The sequence below is a fragment of the Hymenobacter setariae genome (assembly GCF_007713685.1).
Lineage (GTDB): Bacteria > Bacteroidota > Bacteroidia > Cytophagales > Hymenobacteraceae > Hymenobacter > Hymenobacter setariae.
In genome coordinates, this window is the sequence record NZ_VMRJ01000008.1 from 1 (window position 1) to 15,888 (window position 15,888).

Here is a 15,888-nt window from a genome sequence, read left to right on the forward strand (position 1 = left end):
GCTGCAAGCACTACTGGCTCACCCCGGACGACTATCGCACCGAGCAAACCCTACGCGACAAGCTCGACTACCTCATGCCCAGAGTCGGAACTGAGTATACGGTTACTTTTAGCTGACCACTTAATCGACGCTTACCGCATTTCCGCTCGGCGCGCCTGCCGAGTCATTGGTTTGCAGCGCGCGAGCTTCGCCTATCAAGCACGTGGACGCGATGATACCGTTTTGCGCCAGCGCTTGCGGGAGTTGGCGCAAGTGCGAGTGCGCTACGGCAGTCAGCGCCTCTATATCCTGCTACGCCGGGAAGGCTGGCTAGACAATCATAAGCGCGTGCATCGTCTTTACTGCTTGGAAGGCTTGAACTTGCGTAGCAAGCGCCCACGGCGCAATCGGGCCGCGGCCCACCGGCTAGAACGTCTCCCACTGGGCCGCCTGCATCAGAGCTGGAGCATGGATTTTGTGGCCGATAACCTCTTCGATGGCCGCAAAATCCGCGCCTTAACGATAGTCGATAATTTTAGTCGCCAGTGCCTGGCCATTCACGTGGGGCAGTCGCTGAAAGGTGAAGATGTCGTGGCCGTGATGCAGCGCTTACAGCAGCAGTTAGGCGTAGTACCTGAGCGCATCCAAGTCGACAATGGCAGCGAGTTTATCAGCAAGGCCCTCGACCGCTGGGCCTACGACCAGCACGTGACGCTGGACTTCTCTCGGCCGGGCAAACCGACCGATAATCCGTACATTGAGTCGTTTAACGGCAGCTTCCGCGATGAATGCCTGAACGTGCATTGGTTTCTATCGCTGACCGATGCGCAAGATAAAATTGAGCAGTGGCGCCAAGAATACAATGGCTTCCGACCGCACAGCTCGCTACAGAATTTAACGCCCGATGAGGTAGTGGCTGCGGCTACTACTGTCGAGCTTCAGAATGCCTGATGCTCCACTTTCAACCGGCCCAGTAAATGGGAGCAGGTCAGTTGCCGAAGCGATACGCAACAGACTGCGTCGCCACCCGCGAACTGGAATGCGCTCGAGAATGCTCCTCATGACTGACATGTATGGACCGGGCCTTGTCACGCCGGTGATGCTCAGCACGAACTGGCCAGCCCGTTTAGCTTTTGTGCCAACCTTTTACCCAAGGCCAAGTTTCGGACGCGGTGCTCGATGCGCCGGGCTCACTTATCATTCAGGAAGCGGGCAACCGGACGTTCTCGATGCAGACCGCGCTGCACGAGCTGCTAAAATAGCCAGCCTACCTACTATATTAAAGCGCCTGTCAGGCTGAGCTGGCGCAGCATTTTTTCGCGTGAGAAATCATATTTCTAACGGAAGATGCTGCGCCAGCTCAACCTGACAGGCGCTTTGAGCTACCAGATATGGACGACGTGCTTAAAACTCCTGCACCGTGGGGCGTAGCACAATTTCGTTGATATCTACCTCGGCGGGCTGCTCGATGGCGAACGCAATGGCCCGGGCCACTGACGACGCTGGAATAGCCTGTTTGTAGAACTCTACCACGCCCTTGGCACTTTCCTCGTGCGAGCTGCCGTGCTGTAGCTCCGACTCTACCGCGCCGGGCTCGATGCTGGTGACGCGAATGCTGCCGCCTACTTCGTGGCGCAGCCCGTCGGATATGGCCCGCACGGCGTATTTGGTGCCGCTGTACACGGTGCCGCCGGGGCTGAACACTTTGATGCCCGCCACCGACGAGATATTGATAAAGTGCCCGGACTTTTGCTGCTCGAACACGGGCAAGGCGGCCGCGATACCGTAGAGCACGCCTTTGATGTTGATGTCAATCATGCTGTTCCACTCGTCCACCTTGGTGGCACTCATGGGCGCAATGGCCATCAGGCCGGCATTGTTGATGATAACGTCGAGGCGACCAAACGCTTCTACAGCCTTATCAACCAAGGCTTTTACTTCTTCGGCTTTGGTTACGTCGGTTTGCAGAATCTCTACCTTTCCGCCTGCGGCGCGAATATCGGCAGCAATTTTTTCCAGGTTTTCGAGGCGGCGCGCGCCTAGCACTACGGCGGCACCTTTGCTGGCCAAATGGCGAGCCGTAGTTTCGCCCAGCCCGCTGCTAGCGCCCGTGATGACGACTACTTTATTTTCGATATTCTCCATGATGTTCCTCGTTTGGCCTCGCTTTACTTAAGGCGATGTGGGGGATAACCGGTAGCTACAGCAGTTGTTTCTTGGGTGGTGGTCTAATTTAAGGTGGGAGTGTAGTTATCGATAACGATTTTAATGCGGGCAGTATGGATTGCCAAACTTTTGCTAAAGGAGCAGGATTTGCGCACCAGCATACCGCACCGCTGCCGTAAGGAGCAATTACTAGCTTCGACAATACTGGTTTGCCCTTCGCCTTTCAGATACGGGCAGTGTCGCCAGCGGGGCAGCACGTTTGTATAGGCATTCCAGCGGTCGGTAAAATACCAGCAGTGGCGGCGGTAGCGACGCGGCAAGGCTTGCCACAGCCGCTGCGCCGTTTGAGCACTGCGGTTGCCCAAAACCCACGCCACGATGCGCCGACTGGCGCGTTCGACCGCAAGCCAGAGCCAGACTTTATGCGCTTTACAGCGTTTTTTCTAAAACTTCTTCCGCCGCAGTCGGGGCAGCGGGGGCGAAGCTGCCCGCGCTTTTTTTAGCAGCTTAGCCACCGTCACGCGCGCCACGCCCGTGGCGTGCACAATGCTACGTTGGGAGTTGCGTTCTACGTAACAGTTTTTCCACCTGGGCATATTGGGCGGCTTTGGCGACAGCAGCGGGCGTAAAACGCGCTTGGTAGCCACAGGCTTTACACTGATATTCGGCATGCCCTTGGCTCGTACCATTGCGCCGAATAGGTTCGCTGCCACATTGGGCACATAGATGTTGCGTGTAAACCATAATCCCTCCTACGCTTTTCACCTCTTAATGGGGTTCTTTTGCCAAAAGGGCGGATTTACACGCTAAGCCCGGTTAGCAAAAAGGGTTATAGTACTGCCTGAGAAAGACTGATTCTACGCTGTAGAGCGGGTGCGTGCTGCCTATCAACAAGGAACTCCTTTTTGATAACCTCCGATGCCCGCCAACCCGACCGACCAGCCCACCCGCGTGGCGCTCTATGCCCGCGTCTCCCCCCTCGACAAAGGGCAGGCCCGGGAGACGCAGCTGCGCCCCCTGCGCGAGTACGCCCAGCGCCGCGGCTTTGCCGTTGTCGATGAATACGTGGACTAGGCCTCGGGTACCAGCGAGGAATGAACTCAGTACAAACGGATGATGGTGGCGGCCAAGAACCGGTAGCTCGACGCGGTGCTGGTCCGGCGCTACGACCGCTTTGCCCGCTCGACCCAGGCGCTGGTCAACGCGCCGAAGGAATTCCAGAGCCTAGGGGTGGACTTCGTCTCCTACCAGGAAAATATCGACACCACCACGCCCACGGGCGAGTTGGGGTTCCACGTCATGGCCTCGCTGGCCCTGCTTGAGAGCACGCTCATCAGCCAGCGCGTGCGCGCCGGCATGGCCCGGGCCAAAGCCCAGGGCAAACACGTGGCCCGCCCCCCGCTGGCGCAGGTTAGGCAGGAGGCCATTGCGCAGCTTCTGCGCGAAGGCTTATCTATGAATCAAGTCATCAAGCAGTTAGACCTGGCCTATGGCACCGTCTACAATTACGCCCAGAAGCTAAAAAGTGCTTAGCGTGTAAATCCGCCCTTTGGGAAGAAGAACCCCTGTTAGCCATGGACTCGGAGGTTTTACCCTATTTGTTTAACAACACCCTTCGTAAACTGCCCCACGCTGGTGCCAACTCACTTTCGTAGCCAGTGGCTGCGCGTTCTTAAAGGCTGCCCGTACGGCTTCGGGCAGCCTGGCAGCAGCAACGTGCTGCGCCCACAGCTGGCCCGGCAGCAGGAAAATCAGGAGCAGTGCGGTGCAGGTCTTTATCATAAATAGCAACTGATAGGCGGTCGACCCGGGCGCTTCACCCGGTTGCCGACAAGTACTTATTTGCCGATTAGCAGTACCAGAGTAATTTATTGCGGTCGCCACGGGGTGCTGAGGCTCGGCGTGACGCCGTATAAAGTGGGCACTACGCCTAAGTATCGGCTGCCAGTACCACCAGCCCACTCCCTAGTAGTAGCTGTAGCCGGCTGCAAAAGGATTACGATGATTCAGGTGGCTGAGCGATAGCTACTGCGCGGGAAGTGAGTGAGGCGTTGTTCGCTCAGTCACCCCCAAACCTACCGGCTGATTCTGGCGCAAATCTGGTTTTATCTGCTTTTAGTACCAAGTGACTTTGCCAGCTTTCAAGCGGCGTGACTGGGTGCGTAAAGACTTGCCCTGCGCTGGCTACTGCTTGCCCAGGGCCTTTTCAGTGGCGCTTCTCAGTCGCGCTACAGTGTAGCAGCTACAGAGTGGCGCCAGAATTAGCCAGTAGGTTTGGCGAAAAACCATCCTGTTCAGTTGGGTTGCACGTGCTGAGCGCGCCGCAAGCCAACCGATGCCTTACTCCTGGCGCGGCCTGCACCAAGTCCTGCTTACTCCGGCTCCTCCGCTTTTTAAAATCAGCAAGGCCGGTAAGTTCGGGCCGCTCGGACTAAGCAGGGATACAGCTAAGAATTATGTCAATAGTATCTAGTAGCTGGCGGCTAGGGCTGCTGGCGGCGGCACTGGCCAGCGCCGCCCCGGCCCAGGCCCAGCAGGGAGCAGTGCGCGGCACTTTGCAGGAAGCGGGTACCAACCAGCCCGTTTCATTTGCCAGCGTGGTGCTGCTGCACAGCCCTGATTCCACCTTCGTAACGGGCGCGCAGGCCAACGAGGCGGGCGCGTTTGAGCTGACCAAGCTGCCGCTGGGCACCTACATCCTGCAAACTACGGCCGTGGGCTACCGCCCCGGGCGGCGGGTTATCAGCCTCACGGCCGGCGCCCCTACCCTGGCGCTGGGTTCGCTGCCCCTGCGCCCGGCGGCCACCCAGCTCACTGACGTGGTGGTGACGGCCGAGCGGCCGGTGGTGAGCGGCGGCCTCGACAAAAAGGTAGTAGATGTAACCAAAGACCTGACGGCCACTGGTGGCACGGCTATCGACGCGCTCCAGAACGTGCCCTCCGTGACGGTAGACCAGACCGGGGCCGTGAGCATTCGCGGGGCCAGTAACGTCACGATTTTCATTGACGGCAAGCCTACCGGTACCACGCTCGACCAGATTCCGGCCAGCAGCATTCAAAGCGTAGAGGTCATCACCAACCCCTCGGCCCGCTATGACGCCAGTGGGGCAGGCGGCATTCTCAACATCATCCTGAAGAAAGAGCGGCGCGAGGGCCTGAACGGCCAGGTAAATGCCACCGGCGGCACCGGCGACAAGGCCAATGCCTCGCTGCTGCTCAATTACCGGAAGGGGAAGTTCAATGCCTTCGGGCAGTACGACTACCGGCGCGACCGGCGGCGTTTCGTGGGCACCGTGGACCAGACCACTATGGGCCGCGACAGTACCCTACTGCTGCACCAGGACCGGGCCGGTGTGAGCCTGCAAAATACCCACGCCCTGCGTCTAGGGGTAGATTATGCTTTCACGCCCGAGCAGACGCTGACGCTGGCCGTGCAGCCGCGCCTGAACCTGAACACAACCGACGAAACCCTGCTTTCGCGCCAAGTAAATGGCACGGCGGGCAACCGGCCCGTGCTGGCCGGCACCAGCAACCGCTATAACATCGGCGCGGGTACTTTCAGGGCGGCTGACATCAGCCTGGACTACCGCCGCGAGTGGGCCGCACAGAAAGGCCGCGAGCTGACGGCCAGCGCCGTGTACACGCCGCTGCTAAACAACAATGCGGTGAACTCGCGCCTAGCCTACCTTGACAACAGCCAGCGTACGCAGCAGCAGCAAACCCGCAACCGCACGGCGCAGGCCACGGCCCAGGTCGACTACGTGCACCCGCTGGGCGAGAAAAGCCGCTTCGAAACCGGCGCCCGCAGCACGCTGCGACGTTACGACCTCGACTACCAGTTTGCCAGCACGCCGGCGCTGGCTTTTGACCCCAGTAACCGCTTCGTGTACAGCCAGTACGTTCAGGCCGCCTACGGGCTGTATTCGGGCGCCCGTGGCAAGCTCAGCTACCAGGCCGGGCTGCGGGCCGAGCACACCACCATTACCGGCGACCAGCGCACCACCAACGAGCAGTTCACGCAGCGCTACCTGAGCTTGTTTCCGACCGCCGTGCTAGCCCTTGACCTGCCCCACGACCAGCGCGTGCAGCTCAGCTACTCGCGGCGCGTGGGCCGGCCCGAAGCCAATGACGTGAATCCCTTTCTCGACCGTACCGACCAGCTCAATCTGCAAGCCGGCAATCCGCAGCTGCGACCCGAGTTTGTGAACGCCTTCGAGCTGGGCCACCAGGTAGACTGGGCCGGCGGGCGCAGCCTGGGCACCACGGCCTTTTACCGCCTCGAAACGGCCACCCTTAAGCCCTTTCGCCAAGTCATCACTGACCCGCTCACTGGCAACCTGGTGACGCTAACTACCCGTCTGAACGTGGGCGACGAAACCTCCTACGGCCTGGAAGTGGTGGGCGCCACGCCCCTGGCCGCCTTTTGGAAGGTCAACGGCACGGCCTCGGCGTTTCGGCGCACCATCCGGGGCAATACCAGCGGTACGGCCGTCAACACGGCCAGCCTGGCCTTCACGGGCCGCCTAAACAACACGTTTCCCCTCAGCAAGCGACTCGATGCGCAACTGGCCCTTAACTACCGCTCGCCTATCAACTCGGCCCAGGGCACGCGGGGCGAGAACTTCAACATTGACCTGGCCGCCCGCTACAATGTGCTGGGCGAGCACGGCACCTTCACGCTGCGCGTGGCCGATATCTTCAACACGCTGCGCTTTGACTCCCGCGACGGGGGGGCTGATTTTGCCACCGTCACCCGCTTCAAGCGCGAGTCGCGCATTGCCTACCTGGGCTTCACCTACCGCTTCGGCCAGGGCCAGGAAAGCCGCGCCCGGCGTAAAAATGCCGACGAGGAGGGCGGCGCCGACAACTAGCCCATGGGTCTGCTCCTGATTTTTGTGGTCGCGCTGCTGGCCTTTGGCCTCAGCACGCTGAGCGGCGGGGGCGCGGGCCTGCTGCTGCTGCCGGTGCTGGCGCGGGTGCTGCCGGCGTCGAGCGTGCCGGCGGCCCTCACGGTGGGTACGGCGACGAGCACGGTGTCGAAGCTGGCGCTGTTCTGGCGCCGTATCGCCTGGCCCGTGACGCGGCGCTTCGTGCCAGGAGCGGTGCCGGGCGTGCTGCTGGGGGCCTACCTGCTCAAGTACCTCAACCCGCTGTACCTGGAAGTTTTTATCGGCCTGTTTCTGCTCTCCAACCTGCCGGCCGCGCTGCGGCGCTCCGCCCCCGACGAGGCCGGCGCCACCCCCGAGCGGGCCGGCTGGCTGAAGCTGAGCATCATCGGCTTTCTAGCCGGCTTTTTGTCGGGCCTCACCGGGGCGGTGGGCTTGCTATTCAACAAGTTCTACTTTCGCTACGGGCTGAGCCGTGACGAAGTAATCGCCACGCGGGCGGCCAATGAGGTGCTGCTGCACGGCATTAAGCTTGGGCTCTATCTTTACCTGGGGCTGCTAACGGGGCCGGTCTGGCGGGCGGGGGCCGTGGTAGCGGTGGCGGCGGTGCTAGCCACGGCCGGGGCCAAGCGACTGGTCAAGTATTTGTCGGAAAGCTTGTTTCAGCGCATCGGCTACGCGGCCATGGTGCTGAGCGGGGTGTTCATGCTGGGTTCGGCTACCCAGGAGCTGCGCAGCACCCAGAACCTGCGGGCCAGTACCCGCGTCTTCGGCGGCGACCTGGAAATAACCGGCTGGTGGCGCAGCACCAGTCTGACGCTGGAGCTGGAAATGGATGAGAGCCCCGCCATCGAGCAGCCCGTGCCCCTGGCCGACCTGCCGGCTTCCGTGCGGGCGGCCATCGGCCGCCTGCCAAAGCAGCGGCCCATCGTCAAGGTAGAGGAAGTATGGAAGCTTAACCACCATTACTATGAGGTGTATCTGAACGACCAAGGCCGGGTATACTCCGTGGACATACCGGACTAGCTACCTGCTCGTTGGGATTTTTGGCCGCAGTCATCTACCCGGTAAGCAGCCGTAATTCCTGACACATAAGGTGTCGCAACAAATTCTGCACAGAATTGCCGGATAGCTTGCCCCCTGCTTCGCCAACCCGTGCTACGCTCAGCTCCGCGCTGCAGGTGGCGCCGGGTACTAAACATGAAAACCTCTCCTTTTTTCCGGCTGTCGCCGCCGGCCACGGAGTCGCCCGCCGCTAAACCGGTGCGCTACCCCTACCACGATGACGATGCGTGCCCCATAGGCCAGGAAGTGAAGCGTAGCGGCGAGTGGCGCCCCTACAAACCCACCCGGCTGGCCGACACGCGGGTTCGCTGCTCTCAGTGCATCGAGCTGGGGTACTCCGTTGCGCGCTAGCGGCTATTTTCTTACTAACCACAGTATGCGTAAACTGCTTCGAGCGCCTGGTTGCCAATGGCTCTGGCTGTTGATTTGGGGGCTGGGGATGAGCCGGCCGGCGACCGCCCAAGCGCCCGTGCCCCCGGCCGCGCCGGCCGGGACCACCCGTGACCTAGGGTACTACCTGGCGCAGGCCCGCCAAAACAGTCCGCTGAGCGCCGATGCGCGCAACCAGGGCCGCGCCGTGCAGCTCGAAACCGAGCGCCTGCGGGCCTTCTATACCAAGGCTACCGGCACATTGGTGGCCAACTACATCGCCGTGCCCGTGTTCAGCCGCGACAACGGCAACACCGGGCTGCGCTACTCGGCCGACAACAGTACCCGTTACGTGGGCTACGACGTTGCCCTGAGCAACGGGGCCCTCTACCAGGGCTACGCCCAGCTCACGCAGCCGCTGTTCAATCAGAAGCGGCTGGCAGCCTTTGCCCAGCAGGCCCAGGGCCTGGCGCTGAGCCAGCAAAACCTCGCCCAGCTGTCGCTGCACGACCTGGAGAAGCTCGTGGGCGACCAGTACATTCTGTGCCAGCAGGATTTGGGGCAGCTGGCCTACGTGCGCGAGCTGCTCGGCATTCTGGGCCGGCAGCGCCTGCTGGTCGAGAAGCTGGTGGCGGCCAGCCTGCTCAAGCAGTCGGACTACCTGCTGCTGCAAATCGAGGTCGAAACCCAGCAGGTGTTTCTCAACACCTACCGCACGGCCTACCACCGCGACCTGCTCGACTTGAACGTGCTCTGCGGCATCGGCGATACCAGCGAGGTGCAGCTGGCGACGACCGACCTGCCGCTGCGCCGCGGCGGCCCCGCGCCGGGCCTTTCGGGCTTCACGGCCCGCTACCGCCTCGACAGCCTGGTGCTGGCCGCCAACCAGCAGGTATTCGAGCTGCGCTACAAGCCGCTGGTCAATGCCTTCGCCAACGGCGGGCTGGAGGCGGTGACGTTCAGCGATATTCCGCAGCGCCTGGGCGTGAGCGCCGGGCTGCAGTTCAGTATGTACCTCTTCGACGGGCACCAGCGCCAGCTCAGCCGCGACCGCACCAACGTGCTGCTGGCCACCACGCGGGCCTACCAGCAGAATTTCGCCACCGTGAACCCGGTGCGCCAGGAGCGCCTGCTCTACGAGCTGCGCCAGGTAGAGGAGCGCCAGCGCCTCTCGCGCGCCCAGATTGCCAACTACCGCCTGGTGCTCGACTCCTACAAGCGCGAGGCAATTGCCGGTCAGCTCTCCATCGTCGCCTACGTCTTGGTACTCAAAAACTACGCCGCCGCGGCCCGCGACCTGGTGCTGCTCGACAACAGCCGCCTGCTGCTCATTAATGCCTATAACTACTGGACGTGGTAGCCGCCGGCCAGCTTACCCCCCGAATGACATGCGCTTTTCCCTCCTGACCCGTTTGCCCGCGCTTAGCCTGGGCCTGCTGCTGGCCGCCTGCCACGGCAGCGCGCCGAGCGAGGAGGCGCCCGCCCCCCCGCCCCGCGCCCAGGTGCAGGTGGTGCAGCCCGCCACCCAGAGCCTGACGCAGTACCGCACCTTCCCGGCCACCTCGACCTACCCGCGCAAAAGCGCCGTGACGGCCCCCGTGGCCGGCTACGTCACGGGCGTGAACGTGCGCATCGGCGATAGGGTGAGAGCCGGGCAGGTGCTCTTCACGCTCGAAACCAAGGAGCGCCGGGCGCTGGGCAGCTCCATCACCCGCATCGACCCCTCGCTCAAGGGCTTCGGGCTGGTCTCGGTGACGGCGCCCTCGCCGGGCATCGTGAGCGTGCTCAACATCCAGCAGCCGGGCGACTACCTGCTGGAAGGCTCGCCGCTGTGCACCGTGGCCGAGAGCAGCCAGCTCGTGTTTCAGCTCAACCTGCCCTACGAGTACCACCAGCTGGCCCAGGGCCGCCCCGCCTGCACCATCGTGCTGCCCGACAGCACCTGCCTCGCTGGCCAGGTGCTCTCGCCGCTGGCCAGCGTCAGCCCGGGCCAGTCGGAGGTATACCTGGTGCGGCCAATTAACCCCAAGGGCGTGATTCCGGAAAACCTGATTGTGCAGGTGCGCCTCACCCAGACCCGCCAGCCCAACGCCCAGACCCTGCCCGCCAGCTGCGTGCTGGCCGACGAGACGCTGCACAACTTCTGGGTGATGAAGCTGGTCAACGACTCGACGGCCGTGAAGGTGCCCGTGACCCTAGGGGTGCAAAACCCGCAGGAGATTGAAATCAAAAGCCCGCTGTTCGGCCCCCGCGACCGGATTCTGAGCGCGGGCAACTACGGCCTGGCCGATACGGCGAAAGTCACCGTGACCCGATGAGCGAGCCCACCACCCTAGGCCCGCCCGCCGCGCCCGCGCCGCGCCGCCCGGCCCCCACCCCGCCCCCGGCCGAGCCGGCCGACAGTTCCTACTTCCACACCCTGCGTAAGCCCATCGTGCTGATTGGCCTGTTGCTGCTGGCCGTGGGGTTGTTTGCGTATTCGCGCATGCAAACGGCGCTGTTCCCGGAAGTCACCTTCCCCAAAATTACGCTCATTGCCGACGCCGGGCAGCAGCCCATCGACCGGATGATGATAACCGTGACCAAGCCCCTGGAAGCCGCCGTGAAGCGGGTGAAAGGCGTGACGGTGGTCAAAAGCAGCACCAGCCGCGGCTCCTGTGTGATTCAGGTGTTTCTCAACTGGAACGTGGACGTCTACAGCACCAAGGCCCAGCTTGAAAGCCGCGTCAACGAGATAAAGGGGCTGCTGCCGGCCGGCGTCACCATCGCCACCGAGGCCATGAACCAGTCGCTGTTTCCGGTGCTGGGCTACTCGCTGGAAAGCAACTCGCGCTCGCCCATCGCTTTGCGCGACGCGGGCAACCTGCTGGCTAGGCCCCTCTTCTCGCAGGTGGCGGGCGCCTCCAACGTGGTGGTGCGCGGCGGCAAGGCCAAGGAATTCGTGGTGACGCCCGACCCCGCCAAGCTGGCGGGGCAGCGCCTCACCCCGGCCCAGCTGCAGGCCGCGTTTGCCACCACCAATTTCGTGCAGTCGGCCGGCAACCTGAGCAGCTTCCGCCGCCTCTACCTCACGCTCACCGACACGCGCCTGGGGTCGCTCGACGACCTGAAGCAAGTAGTAGTGCGCGCCGATTCGGGCCGGGTAGTGCGGGTGCGCGACGTGGCCACGGTGGACGTGCAGGAGCAGCAGGAGTTCGTGCTCATCAACGCCAACGGCCACGCCGCGGTGCTCATCGACCTGGTGAAGCAGCAGGGCGTGGACCTGGCCACGTTTGCCCGTGACGCACATGGCAAGGCCGCCGAGCTGCGCCGCCTGCTGCCGCCCGGCATGACGCTCAAGCCCTACTACGACCAGTCGGTGTTCGTGGCCGACAGCATCGACAGCGTCATTCACAGCATCGTGGAGGGGCTGGCGCTGGCCATTCTGGTAATGGTCGTGTTTCTGCGCTCGTGGCGGGCCAGCCTGGCCGTGCTGCTCACCATCCCGGTCACGGTGTGCTTTACGCTGCTCGTGCTCTACCTGTTCGGCATCACCCTGGATATCATGTCGCTGGGGGCCATTGCGGCCTCGGTGGGGTTGATTATTGACGATGCCATTGTCATCATCGAGCAGATATACCGCCAGCACGAGGAAAATCCCAACCACAGCAACATTCAGGTGGTGCGGGCGGCCATTGCCGGGTTGTTTCCGGCCATGGTGGCCTCGTCACTGAGCACGATTGTCATCCACTTTCCCTTCCGGCTGATGAGCGGGCTGGCGGGCAGCTTCTTCAAGGAGCTATCGGACACGATGCAGATTACCATGGTCTGCTCATTTCTGGTGACCTGGCTGCTGCTGCCGGTGCTGCACCTGTTTATCGGCTACCGGGCGGGCAAAAACGCCCACAGCCACAATGCGGCCCAGGAGCAGGCCGCGAAGCTGGGCTGGCTCACGGGGCTCTTTGCCCGGCCGCTGCTGGCCCTGGTGCTAGTGCTGGGCCTGGGGGTGGGCGCCTACCTGGTAGCGGGCCGGCTCGAAACGGGCTTTTTGCCCGACCTCGACGAGGGCTCCATCGTGCTCGACTACCACCTGCCGCCCGGCACCAGCCAGGCCGAAGCCGACCGCGTGCTGCGCCAGGTGGAAAAAAACATCATCACCAAGCACCCCGAAATCCAGAGCTACTCGCGCCGCACCGGCATTGGCCTGGCCTTCGACACCCGGCCCCCCGAGTACGGCGACTACCTCATCCAGCTCCGGCGCGACCACCAGCTGACCACGCCCGAAGTGATTGACCAGCTGCGCCAGCGCATCGAGGCCAGCGAGCCGGCCCTCACCGTGGACTTCGGTCAGCGCATCTCCGATTTGCTGGGCGATTTGATGAGCAGCGCCAAGCCCATCGAAATCAAGATTTTCGGCGATGACCAGGCTACGCTCGAAAAGCTTTCCAACCGGGTGGGGCAGGTACTGGAAAAAGTAACCGGCGTGGCCGACGTCAACAACGGCCTCATTCCCTCCGGCCCCAGCATCGTGTTCCGGCCCGACATCGCCAAGCTCGCGCGCTACGGCCTCACCCCGCTCGATTTCCAGAACCAGCTCGCCGACCTGGTGGGCGGGCAGGCGCTGGCGGCCAGCGGCAGCACCCAGGCCAGCATCTCGCCCGCCCAGGCCGGCTCGCTCGGCGGCTTGCAGGTGGGGCAGGTGCAGGACGGCGAGCAGCTGCGCCAGGTGCTGCTGCGCTACGTCGATTTCAGCCACAACTCGCTGGCCCAGCTGCAAAAGCAGGTTATCGCCCTGCCCAATGGTACGGTGCGGCCCCTGCCCTTTTTCGCCACCGTAACCGTGGAGCCCGGCAACGTGGAGCTGCGCCGCGAGGACCTCAAGTCGGTGACCCTGGTGACGGCCCGCCTCAACGGCGTGGACCTGGGCTCCGCTATCCAAACCATCCGCCAGCAGGTGGGCCGGCAGGTGGCGCTGCCCCCTGGCTACACCATCGTCTACGGCGGGGCCTACGCCGAGCAGCAGGCCTCGTTTCGCGAGCTGGAGCTGATTCTGCTCACGGCCTCGCTGCTGGTGTTCGCGGTGCTGCTGTTTCTGTTCCGCGAGTGGCTGATTTCCTTGCTGGTGCTGTTCATTTCGGTGATGGGCATCACGGGCTGCCTGCTGGGGCTGTTCGTGGCCGGCATTCCGCTGAACGTGAGCTCCTACACGGGCATCATCATGGTCGTGGGCATCATTGCGGAGAATGCCATCTTCACGGTGCACCAGTTCTACGAGTCGCTGCGCGAGACGGGCGACGTGGACACGGCCATCCGCTACGCCATTGCCCTGCGCATCCGCCCCAAGCTGATGACGGCCATCGGGGCTATTCTGGCGCTTTCGCCGCTGGCCCTGGGCATCGGCCTGGGCGCCCAGATGCAGCAGCCGCTGGCCGTGGCCGTTATCGGCGGCTTCGTGGTGGCGCTGCCGATGCTGCTCTTCGTGCTGCCCACCGGCATGCGCCTGATTTACCACCACGTGCGCCCCCCCGAGGCAGTGGGGGAAGAAACGGAGCCGATGACGTAGGGGCAAGCGGGGCTTAGCCAGTAGCTTTACGCACGAACACTCACTGTTGGGGACTACAGATTAATTTGTTTAAAAACTAATCTCATGAATAAGAAAATAGTTTTTTTTAATCACAAAGGGGGCGTAAGTAAGACTACTACCGCATTCAATTTAGGCTGGAAGATTGCCGAAAAAGGGTATAAGGTATTGCTAGTGGATGCCGACCCGCAATGCAATTTAACCTCCTTGATTCTTAACGATAGATTCGAGCAATATTACACGGACGAGGCAACTAAGCTTAATAATATTAAGGATGGCGTTAAAGTAGCGTTTGAAGCCAAGCCGCAAGAAATTTCGGCTATCACTTGTCCCGTGGCGGATAGAAACGGCAATCTGTTTCTATTACCAGGTCACGCTAATCTGTCGGAATACGATGCCGCTTTAAGTTTCGCTCAAAATTCCAATAATGCCATCGCAACCCTGCAAAACCTGCCTGGAGCATTCAACGCTTTAATTTCTAAGACTGCCGCGAAATACCAGGCGGACTTTGTGTTTATTGACTTAAATCCAGGGTTAAGCGCTATAAATCAAAACCTATTCGTTTTATCAGATTATTTTATAATACCAACCAATCCTGACCCATTTTCTATTATGGCTATAAACACGCTGGTGTCTATTTTGCCCAGATGGGTTGATTGGGTGGAGAGAATGCGGGATGCTTTTCGTGATGCATCCTATCCGCTGCCCGAAACGACGCCTAAAATGCTGGGAACACTTATCCAGCGCTTTAATGTGCGTAATGGTCGACCAGCCAAGCCGTATAGAGAAAATATTGCGGAAATAAACGACGTTGTTATTAGTAAGCTAGTCCCGGCGCTTTCGGCTAAGAAGATGGTGTTGCCGGCTGAAGCTTATTCAACTGCACATGTCGAGCAAACGCTTTGTCTGGCTGAGATACCGGATTTCCAAGGCTTGCTGCCTAAAGCGAGCGTAGCCGGCGTACCTGTCTTTGCCTTGCAAGACACTGAGATTCATGAAACTGGTCCTATTCTCGCTGGCATGATGGAAAAGCGTAATTCGGTTAACGAGCTTTTCGAGAGTCTTTCTGAAAAAGTTATAGCCCTTTGCAACTATGCACCGAGCATTTAATCAATTTCAGGAGAATTTGCGGCCAATAAAGGAATTAGACGCGTTGTATGTTTACTTAACTGATGTCGTCAGAATTCCATCTGATTTAAGTGATTTACTCCGGGCTCAGTGGGTGTATGCGGTCAGCGCGCTGGATAAACTTATTCATGAGTTAATAAGAATAGGAATGTTGGAAGCATTCCACGGAAATCGGGTCAGGACAAGCAAATTCATGGCGTTCGGCTTATCGCTAGATACTCACTATGCAATAGTGAATACTACCCCGACTACGTTGCCGCCGGCGGAGTACTGGTTTGAGCAGGAAATAGTGAATCGGCACAAAGCCTTGTCATTTCAAGACCCGGTTAAGATTGCCGATGGGTTAAGCCTGGTATGGGATGAGAAGCATAAATGGCAGAAGATAGCGCTTGCTTTATCCTTGAGCCATGAAGACTTAACCACGCGATTGAAAAATATTGTTGCTAGAAGAAATCAAATAGTGCACGAGTCTGATTTAGGTTTATTGAATGGCCAGAGAAATGCAATAAGTAAAGCTGATACGGATTTCGTAACAACGTTTATTGAGCAAATTGCCACTGAAATATATAATGCGGTTAAATGATTGATGTTGCCTTTGGCATGGCAAATTAGCTTGTCTTCACCTGCATAATACCTACTATGCTTGCCAAGCAGGTCAAGCATAGTAGGTATAACAAAAGGGCCGCCCCCAAGTTGGGGGCGGCCCTTTTGTGTTAGCCGGATACTGGTGAGTGC

15 protein-coding genes and 1 pseudogene are annotated in these 15,888 nt (G+C 60.7%); 12 read left to right on the top strand and 4 right to left on the bottom strand.

Annotated elements, in window-relative coordinates; translation table 11 throughout:
• Positions 1-114: 114 nt before the first annotated feature.
• Both FNT36_RS23715 and FNT36_RS25870 read left to right on the top strand, forming a co-directional pair.
• Positions 115-930, top strand: a pseudogene (locus FNT36_RS23715) (IS3 family transposase); the annotation flags it as partial.
• A gap of 182 nt (positions 931-1,112) precedes the next feature.
• The gene (locus FNT36_RS25870) at positions 1,113-1,241 is read left to right on the top strand and encodes a hypothetical protein (RefSeq protein WP_262490745.1); all 129 of its coding nucleotides are present in this window, start codon (positions 1,113-1,115) and stop codon (positions 1,239-1,241) included.
• Between the two features lie 142 nt (positions 1,242-1,383).
• Here FNT36_RS25870 and FNT36_RS23725 read toward each other — a convergent pair whose 3' ends face one another.
• The 3 genes from FNT36_RS23725 to FNT36_RS26105 all read right to left on the bottom strand — a co-directional run bounded on the left by FNT36_RS23725 (position 1,384) and on the right by FNT36_RS26105 (position 2,889).
• Positions 1,384-2,124: an SDR family oxidoreductase gene (locus FNT36_RS23725; RefSeq protein WP_089334418.1), complete on the bottom strand. Its 741-nt coding sequence runs from the start codon at positions 2,122-2,124 to the stop codon at positions 1,384-1,386.
• 83 nt (positions 2,125-2,207) lie between these two features.
• Positions 2,208-2,522, bottom strand: coding sequence for an IS1 family transposase (locus tag FNT36_RS26040; protein WP_449404386.1), 315 nt, complete (start codon positions 2,520-2,522; stop codon positions 2,208-2,210).
• A 172-nt stretch (positions 2,523-2,694) separates the two neighbouring features.
• Positions 2,695-2,889: a transposase-like zinc-binding domain-containing protein gene (locus FNT36_RS26105; protein WP_449404387.1), complete on the bottom strand. Its 195-nt coding sequence runs from the start codon at positions 2,887-2,889 to the stop codon at positions 2,695-2,697.
• A gap of 174 nt (positions 2,890-3,063) precedes the next feature.
• Here FNT36_RS26105 and FNT36_RS26045 point away from each other — a divergent pair, with 174 nt between their 5' ends.
• Together FNT36_RS26045 and FNT36_RS26050 are read left to right on the top strand one after the other, a co-directional pair.
• Positions 3,064-3,219 carry a hypothetical protein gene (locus FNT36_RS26045; protein ID WP_394340167.1) on the top strand — a complete coding sequence of 52 codons (156 nt, stop codon included), beginning with the start codon at positions 3,064-3,066 and terminating at the stop codon, positions 3,217-3,219.
• 75 nt (positions 3,220-3,294) lie between these two features.
• Entirely contained in the window at positions 3,295-3,678 is a 384-nt protein-coding gene (locus tag FNT36_RS26050; protein WP_394343536.1) for a recombinase family protein, read from the top strand.
• 69 nt (positions 3,679-3,747) lie between these two features.
• On the opposite strand, the gene FNT36_RS25745 is transcribed toward FNT36_RS26050, so the two are convergent.
• Positions 3,748-3,927: a hypothetical protein gene (locus tag FNT36_RS25745; protein ID WP_233636187.1), complete on the bottom strand. Its 180-nt coding sequence runs from the start codon at positions 3,925-3,927 to the stop codon at positions 3,748-3,750.
• 674 nt (positions 3,928-4,601) lie between these two features.
• Here FNT36_RS25745 and FNT36_RS23740 point away from each other — a divergent pair.
• The 8 genes from FNT36_RS23740 (at position 4,602) to FNT36_RS23775 (ending at position 15,736) form a co-directional block, all read left to right on the top strand.
• A complete protein-coding gene (locus tag FNT36_RS23740; RefSeq protein ID WP_144852965.1) occupies positions 4,602-7,016 on the top strand; it encodes an outer membrane beta-barrel family protein in 2,415 nt (804 codons plus the stop codon).
• A gap of 3 nt (positions 7,017-7,019) precedes the next feature.
• A complete protein-coding gene (locus FNT36_RS23745) occupies positions 7,020-8,057 on the top strand; it encodes a sulfite exporter TauE/SafE family protein (protein ID WP_144852966.1) in 1,038 nt (345 codons plus the stop codon).
• Positions 8,058-8,231: 174 nt separating this feature from the next.
• Complete coding sequence (locus FNT36_RS23750) at positions 8,232-8,447, top strand: hypothetical protein (RefSeq protein ID WP_144852967.1); 216 nt, start codon at positions 8,232-8,234, stop codon at positions 8,445-8,447.
• Positions 8,448-8,472: 25 nt separating this feature from the next.
• On the top strand, positions 8,473-9,825 hold the full coding sequence (locus FNT36_RS23755; RefSeq protein WP_144852968.1) for a TolC family protein: 1,353 nt from the start codon (positions 8,473-8,475) through the stop codon (positions 9,823-9,825).
• A 28-nt stretch (positions 9,826-9,853) separates the two neighbouring features.
• Positions 9,854-10,783 carry an efflux RND transporter periplasmic adaptor subunit gene (locus tag FNT36_RS23760; RefSeq protein WP_144852969.1) on the top strand — a complete coding sequence of 310 codons (930 nt, stop codon included), beginning with the start codon at positions 9,854-9,856 and terminating at the stop codon, positions 10,781-10,783.
• Complete coding sequence (locus tag FNT36_RS23765; RefSeq protein ID WP_144852970.1) at positions 10,780-14,007, top strand: efflux RND transporter permease subunit; 3,228 nt, start codon at positions 10,780-10,782, stop codon at positions 14,005-14,007. Before FNT36_RS23760 ends, FNT36_RS23765 begins: the two co-directional genes overlap by 4 nt.
• Before the next feature lie 84 nt (positions 14,008-14,091).
• On the top strand, positions 14,092-15,135 hold the full coding sequence (locus FNT36_RS23770; RefSeq protein ID WP_144852971.1) for a ParA family protein: 1,044 nt from the start codon (positions 14,092-14,094) through the stop codon (positions 15,133-15,135).
• Positions 15,119-15,736: a HEPN domain-containing protein gene (locus FNT36_RS23775; RefSeq protein WP_144852972.1), complete on the top strand. Its 618-nt coding sequence runs from the start codon at positions 15,119-15,121 to the stop codon at positions 15,734-15,736. The genes FNT36_RS23770 and FNT36_RS23775 overlap by 17 nt, the downstream gene beginning before the upstream one ends.
• The last annotated feature ends 152 nt before the right edge of the window (positions 15,737-15,888 follow it).